This is a genomic window from Streptomyces sp. O3, assembly GCF_054788135.1.
In genome coordinates, this window is the sequence record NZ_JBTVYK010000074.1 from 21,036 (window position 1) to 28,101 (window position 7,066).

3 protein-coding genes and 1 tRNA gene are annotated in these 7,066 nt (G+C 71.3%); 2 read left to right on the top strand and 2 right to left on the bottom strand.

Translation table 11 applies throughout. The annotated features are described in order from the left end of the window. Positions 1-15: 15 nt before the first annotated feature. Positions 16-3,570: a transcription-repair coupling factor gene (mfd, locus tag ACX6XY_RS27495; RefSeq protein ID WP_460336398.1), complete on the bottom strand. Its 3,555-nt coding sequence runs from the start codon at positions 3,568-3,570 to the stop codon at positions 16-18. A gap of 232 nt (positions 3,571-3,802) precedes the next feature. Between mfd and ACX6XY_RS27500 the strand changes: the two genes are divergently transcribed. Continuing rightward, positions 3,803-5,224 carry a DUF2079 domain-containing protein gene (locus ACX6XY_RS27500; protein ID WP_460336401.1) on the top strand — a complete coding sequence of 474 codons (1,422 nt, stop codon included), beginning with the start codon at positions 3,803-3,805 and terminating at the stop codon, positions 5,222-5,224. A 7-nt stretch (positions 5,225-5,231) separates the two neighbouring features. Here the strand turns inward: ACX6XY_RS27500 and ACX6XY_RS27505 are convergent. Further along, positions 5,232-5,303, bottom strand: a tRNA-Gln gene (locus ACX6XY_RS27505). A 184-nt stretch (positions 5,304-5,487) separates the two neighbouring features. Between ACX6XY_RS27505 and ACX6XY_RS27510 the strand changes: the two genes are divergently transcribed. After that, entirely contained in the window at positions 5,488-6,807 is a 1,320-nt protein-coding gene (locus ACX6XY_RS27510; RefSeq protein ID WP_460336404.1) for a sensor histidine kinase, read from the top strand. The last annotated feature ends 259 nt before the right edge of the window (positions 6,808-7,066 follow it).

A 7,066-nucleotide genomic window follows, 5' to 3' on the forward strand; every position in this document is an offset into this window, starting at 1 on the left:
AATCAACCCGCCGCGCTACGACCCCAGGATCGTCGTCAGGAACTCGCCAGTCCAGGCCAGCAGTTCGCGCCCGACCAGCGGCTTTCCGCCGACCTTCGCCGTCTTCGGGCGCGGCACCAGGAGCTGGTGGTTGGCGGGCTTGATGACCGTGCCCGGATAGAGGCGCTTGAGGCGGAGTTCCTGGGACTCGCGCAACTCCACCGGCGCGAACCGGATGTTGGCGCCCTGGAGCACGATCTCGCCGACTCCGCACGCCCGCGCGAGCATCCGCAGCCCCGCCACCAGCAGCAGGTTCTCCACCGGTTCGGGCAACTTGCCGTAGCGGTCGGTGAGTTCCTCACGTACGGACGCGATGTCCGCCTCGCTGTTCGCGGAGGCGATGGACCGGTAGGCGGCCAGGCGCAGCCGCTCGCCGGGCGCGTAGTCGTGCGGGACGTGCGCGTCGACCGGCAGCTCGATCTTGACCTCCAGCGGCGGCTCCTCCTCGGCCTCCCCGCTCTCCAGCGACTTGCGGTAGTCGGCGACGGCCTCGCCCACCATCCGTACGTACAGGTCGAAGCCGACGCCCGCGATATGCCCCGACTGCTCGCCGCCGAGCAGGTTGCCCGCGCCGCGGATCTCCAGGTCCTTCATCGCCACGTACATGCCCGCGCCCATCTCGGTGTGCTGGGCGATGGTGGCGAGCCGTTCGTGCGCGGTCTCGGTGAGCGGCTTCTCCGGCGGGTAGAGGAAGTACGCGTAGCCGCGCTCCCGTCCGCGCCCCACGCGTCCGCGCAGCTGGTGCAGCTGGGAGAGGCCGAAGTTGTCGCCGCGCTCGACGATCAGGGTGTTGGCGTTGGAGATGTCGATGCCGGACTCGACGATCGTGGTCGACACCAGCACGTCGAACTTCTTCTCCCAGAAGTCGACGACCACCTGTTCCAGGGCCTGTTCGGACATCTGGCCGTGCGCCGTGGCGATCCGCGCCTCGGGGATGATGTCGCGCAGCCGGGCGGCCGCGCGGTCGATGGACTCGACCCGGTTGTGGATGTAGAAGACCTGGCCCTCGCGCAGCAGTTCACGGCGGACCGCGGCGCCGATCTGCTTCTCCTCGTACGGCCCGACGAAGGTCAGCACCGGGTGCCGCTCCTCGGGCGGCGTGGTGATGGTGGACATCTCGCGGATGCCGGTGACCGCCATCTCGAGCGTACGAGGAATGGGGGTGGCCGACATCGTCAGCACGTCGACGTTGGCCCGGAGCTTCTTCAACTGCTCCTTGTGCTCCACGCCGAACCGCTGCTCCTCGTCGACGATGACCAGGCCCAGGTCCTTGAACCTGGTCTCGGACGAGAACAGCCGGTGGGTGCCGATGACGATGTCGACGGAGCCGTCCCGCAGCCCCTCCAGGGTCGCCTTGGACTCGGTCTCCGTCTGGAAGCGGGACAGCGCCCGCACCGCGACCGGGAACTGCGCGTACCGCTCCGAGAACGTCCCGAAGTGCTGCTGCACCAGCAAGGTGGTAGGCACGAGCACCGCGACCTGCTTGCCGTCCTGGACCGCCTTGAAGGCGGCCCGCACCGCGATCTCGGTCTTGCCGTAACCGACGTCTCCGCAGATCAGCCGGTCCATCGGAACCGACTTCTCCATGTCCTCCTTGACCTCGGCGATGGTGGTCAGCTGGTCGGGCGTCTCGGCGTACGGGAAGGCGTCCTCCAGCTCGCGCTGCCAGGGCGTGTCCGGGCCGAAGGTGTGGCCCGGCGCGGCCATCCGCGCGGAGTACAGCTTGATCAGATCGGCCGCGATCTCCTTGACCGCCTTCTTGGCGCGGGCCTTGGTCTTGGTCCAGTCGGCGCCGCCGAGGCGGTGCATGGACGGGGCCTCGCCGCCGACGTACTTGGTGATCTGCTCCAGCTGGTCGGTGGGGATGTAGAGCCGGTCACCTGGCTGGCCGCGCTTGGCGGGGGCGTACTCGACGACCAGGTACTCGCGCGTGGCGCCCTGCACGGTGCGCTGCACCATCTCGATGTACCGGCCGACGCCGTGCTGCTCGTGGACGATGTAGTCGCCCGGCTCCAGGGTGAGCGGGTCGATGGTCTTACGGCGCCGGGCGGGCATCCGGGTGCCGTCCTTGCCCGCCGCCCGCTGCCCGGTCAGGTCGGTCTCGGTGAGCACGGCGACCTTGAGCGCCGGGTCGACGAACCCGTACTCGATGGAGCCGCAGGCCACATGGACGACGGACGGGGAGATCTCCGCGAGGTCGGCGTCCTGGCGGGCGGCGATCCCTTCGTTGCCGAGCATCTCGACGGTGCGGGCGGCCGGTCCGTGCGCCTCGGTGACGAAGACCGTGCGCCAGCCGTCGGCGTTCCACTGCTTGGCGTCGGCCAGGGCGCGCGCGGTGTCGCCGCGGTACGTCTCCGGGGCGCGCATCCCGAGCTTGAGGGTGTCCGCCTCGACGAAGTCCCCGAACTCGGCGAACTCGCCGTCAGCGGCGAACGGCGACACGGACCACCACATCATGCCCAGCTCACGGGCCCGGTCGCGGACATCGGCGATCCCCCACAGCGAGGCCGCGCCCACATCGATCGGGGCCTCGCCGCCGCCCGCCGTCGCCGCCCAGCTGGCCTGGAGGAACTCCTGGCTGGTGGCCACCAGGTCGGCGGCGCGGGTCCGCACCCGCTCGGGGTCGCAGACCACGGCCATACTGCCCTCGGGCAGCACATCGAGCAGCAACTCCATGTCGTCGACCAGCACCGGAGCCAGCGACTCCATGCCCTCGACCGCGATGCCCTCGGCGATCTTGCCGAGCAGCTCGCCGAGCTCCGGGTGCCGCTCGGCCAGGGCCGCGGCCCGTTCCCGTACGTCATCGGTCAGCAGCAGCTCACGGCAGGGCGGCGCCCACAGACCGTGCTCGGCGACCTCCAAAGAACGCTGGTCGGCGACCTTGAAGTAGCGAATCTCCTCAACCTCGTCGCCCCAGAACTCAATCCGCAGCGGGTGTTCCTCGGTCGGCGGGAAGACGTCCAGGATGCCGCCGCGCACCGCGAACTCGCCGCGCTTCTCGACCAGCTCCACGCGCGCGTACGCGGCGGCCGCGAGCGCCTCGACGATCTCCCCCAGGTCCGCCGACGCGCCCTGCCGCAGACTGACGGGCTCCAGCTCGCCCAGCCCCTTGACCTGCGGCTGGAGCACCGAGCGCACCGGGGCCACGACCACCGACACCGGGCCGGTCTCCGGGTCGTCGGTGCTCGGGTGGGTCAGTCTGCGCAGCACGGCGAGGCGGCGGCCGACGGTGTCCGAGCGCGGCGAAAGACGCTCGTGCGGCAGGGTCTCCCAGGACGGGTACTCGGCGACCGTGTCCGGCGGCAGCAGCGAGCGCAGCGCGGCGGCGAGGTCCTCCGCCTCCCGCCCGGTGGCCGTCACGGCCAGCACCGGCCGCTCGGCGTCGCGGGCCAGCGCGGCGACGGCGAAGGGCCGGGCGGCGGGCGGGCCGACCAGGTCGACGTGCATGCGGTTGCCGTCTTGGGCGGCCTGCACCGCTTCGGCGAGTGCGGCGTCCTTGACGACGGCGTCGAGCAGACCGTGCAGGCTCATGAAGGCGTTTCCGTCCAGGAGGCAAAAGAAAAGACCCAGGCGAGCCGAGGCATACGAGCGGCAGGAGGCAACGCGAGCCGCCCGACACGTCGAACGGGCCGGGGCTCCCAGCCTACGACGTCCCACCGACAGCCACCGGGACACCGCCACCCGCACCCCGCACGCGCGTCACCCGCACCAGACCCGCACAGAAATTCGAGCACATCGAACACAAGCACTAAGGTCTCCCCTCATGACCAGCGCCCAGAGCGCGCCACCCCGCGCCGCGGCCCCCGACCCGTCCGGCACATCCGGGCCAGCGGCGCACCCCACCCACTCCCTGGCCCCGTACACACTGGCCGCCGCCCTGTTCGCGGCGTACAGCGTGATCTCGGTGAGCCGCTTCCGGCAGCTGCGGACCATGTCCTGGGATCTGGGCATATTCGAGCAGGCGATACGCGGCTACGCGCACCTCCAAGCGCCCATAGCCGACCTCAAGGGCCCCGGCGCGCACATACTCGGCGACCACTTCAGCCCCGTCACCGCGCTGCTCGCCCCCGCCTACCGGCTCTTCCCCTCCCCTCTCACGCTGCTGCTCGCGCAGGCCGCGCTGCTCGCGCTGTCCGCCGTACCGGTCACCCGCGCCGCGACCCGGCTGCTCGGCCCGGCGCGCGGGCTCGCGCTGGGGACCGCGTACGGCCTGTCGTGGGGCATCCAGCGCGCCGTCGACTTCGACTTCCACGAGATCTGCTTCGCCGTCCCGATGATCGCCTTCGCCCTGGAGGCCGTCCTGCGCGAGCGCTGGCGCGCCGCCCTGTGCTGGGCCCTGCCGCTGGTGCTGGTCAAGGAGGACCTCGGGGCGACCACGGCCGCGATAGCCCTGGTCGTGGCGGTACGCGCCCGACGCACCGCCCCTCGCGTCCCGCCGTACGCGATCGGTGTGACGCTATTCGGCGCGATCGCCGCGCTGCTCACCTTCACCGTCCTGATCCCGGCCTTCAACACGTCGGGCGCGTACGACTACTGGACCAAGGTCGACGGCGGCAGCGGTCTCACCGATGGCGTCGGCACCAAGCTCCGCACCGTCGCCTGGCTGCTGCTGCCGACCGGACTGCTGGCGCTGCGTTCCCCGCTGCTGATCGTCGCGCTGCCGACCGTCGGCTGGCGGTTCCTGTCGTCGGACAGCCACTACTGGGGCACCGACTGGCACTACAGCGCGGTACTGATGCCGGTCCTCAGCCTGGCCCTGGCCGACGCGATCGCCTGCTGCGCCCACAGCGCCCGCCCGAGGCTGCGGGCCTACGCGCGCCAACTCCCCGCGGCCGTCGCCGCCGCGTCGCTGGCGCTGACCACGACACTGCCCCTGGCCCGCCTGGCCGAGCCCGCCACCTACACCAAAAGCGAGCGGGTCACCGCCGCGGAACGCCTCCTGGACCGCATACCCGACGGCTCGAAGGTGGAGGCGAACATCGGCCCGATCAGCCGACTCACCGCACGCTGCCGCGTCTTCTGGGTAGGCCGAACCAAAGACATCACACCGGACTACATCGCACTGGACAACAGATCGGGCCGCTTCAAAAACCCCACGGCCTACGCCGCCCGACTGCACCCACACACCAGCTACACGCAAACAGCCGAGGCAGGAGGCTTCATCCTCCTGAAAAGAGTCCCCTGACCACAGGCTCCCCCGCCAGGACTCGAACCCGGACAAATGGCACCAAAAGCCACTGTGCTGCCAATTACACCACGGGGGATGGAACGCCCTCGGCCAGCACCCCACCGGGCAGCAGGCCGAACCGCACACACACTATGCCGTACCGAGCACCCCCGATGCGACGGGTATGGCCGGAAGCCACCCACCACACTGGCCGAACACACACTCGACCCCGAGGAAAACCCACCGGAAAACACGGAGCCCCCGCCCGTAGGCTGGAAGGCATGACCACAACGGGGGTAGACCACCAGGAACCGGCCGGGGGGCCGTGGTGGTGGGAAAGACGGCGCGGGGCCGCGCTGGACATCGGTCTCGCGACGGCGTCCGCCGCCGAGGGCGCGTTCGGCGGCGTCGAGTTCGCGGGCAGATCCGGCGTGCCGGTCGCCGTCGCGCTGACCGTCGGACTGCTCGCCGGAGCCACACTCGTCCTGCGCCGCCGGTGGCCGGTCCCGGTGGTGCTGGTCTCGATCGCGATGGCCCCGGCCAGCATCAGCATCCTGCTGACCGTGGTCGGCCTCTACACGCTCGCCGCGTCCGACGCGCCGCGCCGGATCATCGCGGTGCTCGCGAGCATGTCGGTCATCGCCACCACCATCGTGACCTTCGTGGAGACCCGCCAGGGCGTCGCCGACGGCGTCCTGGAAATCAGCCAGACCTACATCCCGTTCATCGCGCTCTCGGCGTCGCTCGGCGTGACGGCCCCGCCGGTGCTGTTCGGCCTGTACGTGGGCGCGCGGCGACGGCTGATGGAGAGCCTCAGGGAGCGCGCGGACAGCCTGGAACGCGAACTCCAGCTGCTCGCCGAGCGCGCCGAGGAACGCGCCGGATGGGCCCGCAACGAAGAGCGGACCCGGATCGCGCGCGAGATGCACGACGTCGTCGCCCACCGGGTGAGCCTGATGGTGGTGCACGCGGCGGCGCTCCAGGCGGTGGCGCGCAAGGACCCGGAGAAGGCCGTCAAGAACGCCGCGCTAGTAGGGGACATGGGCCGCCAGGCGCTCACCGAGCTGCGCGAGATGCTCGGCGTCCTGCGCACCCAGGACGCGACCGCGCCCGCGTCCCCCTCCGCCCCGCCTGCGGCCGCCGTGCCGCTCGCCGCGGTGGGGGTGGCGGCCGCGGCGGCGGCCACGCGCGCGCAGGAGGACGACGGGCCGTGCCTGGCCGACCTGGAGGAACTGGTGGGCCAGTCCCGTGCCGCCGGGATGGCGCTCGACCTCTCGGTCGACGGCGAGCCCGGCTCCTACGGCACGGACGTCGAGCAGACGGCCTACCGGGTGATCCAGGAGGGCCTCACCAATGTGCACAAGCACGCGCCGGGGGCGAAGGTACGGGTCCGGCTGGCGCACCGCGAGTCGGAAGTCGCCATGCAGGTGGAGAACGACGCCGCGCCGGAGTCCGCGGCGGATGACGCGCGGCTGCCGAGTGGGGGGAACGGGCTGGTCGGCATGAAGGAGCGGGTGACCGGGCTGGGCGGGGTCTTCGTGTCCGGCCCCACGGACGCGGGCGGCTTCCGCGTCTCAGCGGTCATCCCGATCCGTGGGTGAGGGCTACGCCCTCACCCACGGGTCACGGGGGTACCCCCGTGACCCCGGTGCCCGGTATCGCGCAGTGCCGCGCCGCGAGGAGGGCATCACCCTGCGGGCCCTGGTTTCACGGGTTGCCCCGTGTCCCCCTCCGGGGAGGGTGTCGCCCTGCGGCCCAGGCGAGACCGGTCACCGGGGTCGGTGGGTTGTGCCCACCCGTTCCGCCCTGCGGAACGTATGCCCACAACGGGGAAACGGACAGCCGCTCACGGAGGTGAGG

What these genes read in the sequence shown, in the direction of transcription:
- mfd (WP_460336398.1), bottom strand. Translation starts at nt 3,570, where the DNA reads ATGAGCCTGCACGGTCTGCTCGACGCCGTCGTCAAGGACGCCGCACTC.
- ACX6XY_RS27500 (WP_460336401.1), top strand. Translation starts at nt 3,803, where the DNA reads ATGACCAGCGCCCAGAGCGCGCCACCCCGCGCCGCGGCCCCCGACCCG.
- ACX6XY_RS27510 (WP_460336404.1), top strand. Translation starts at nt 5,488, where the DNA reads ATGACCACAACGGGGGTAGACCACCAGGAACCGGCCGGGGGGCCGTGG.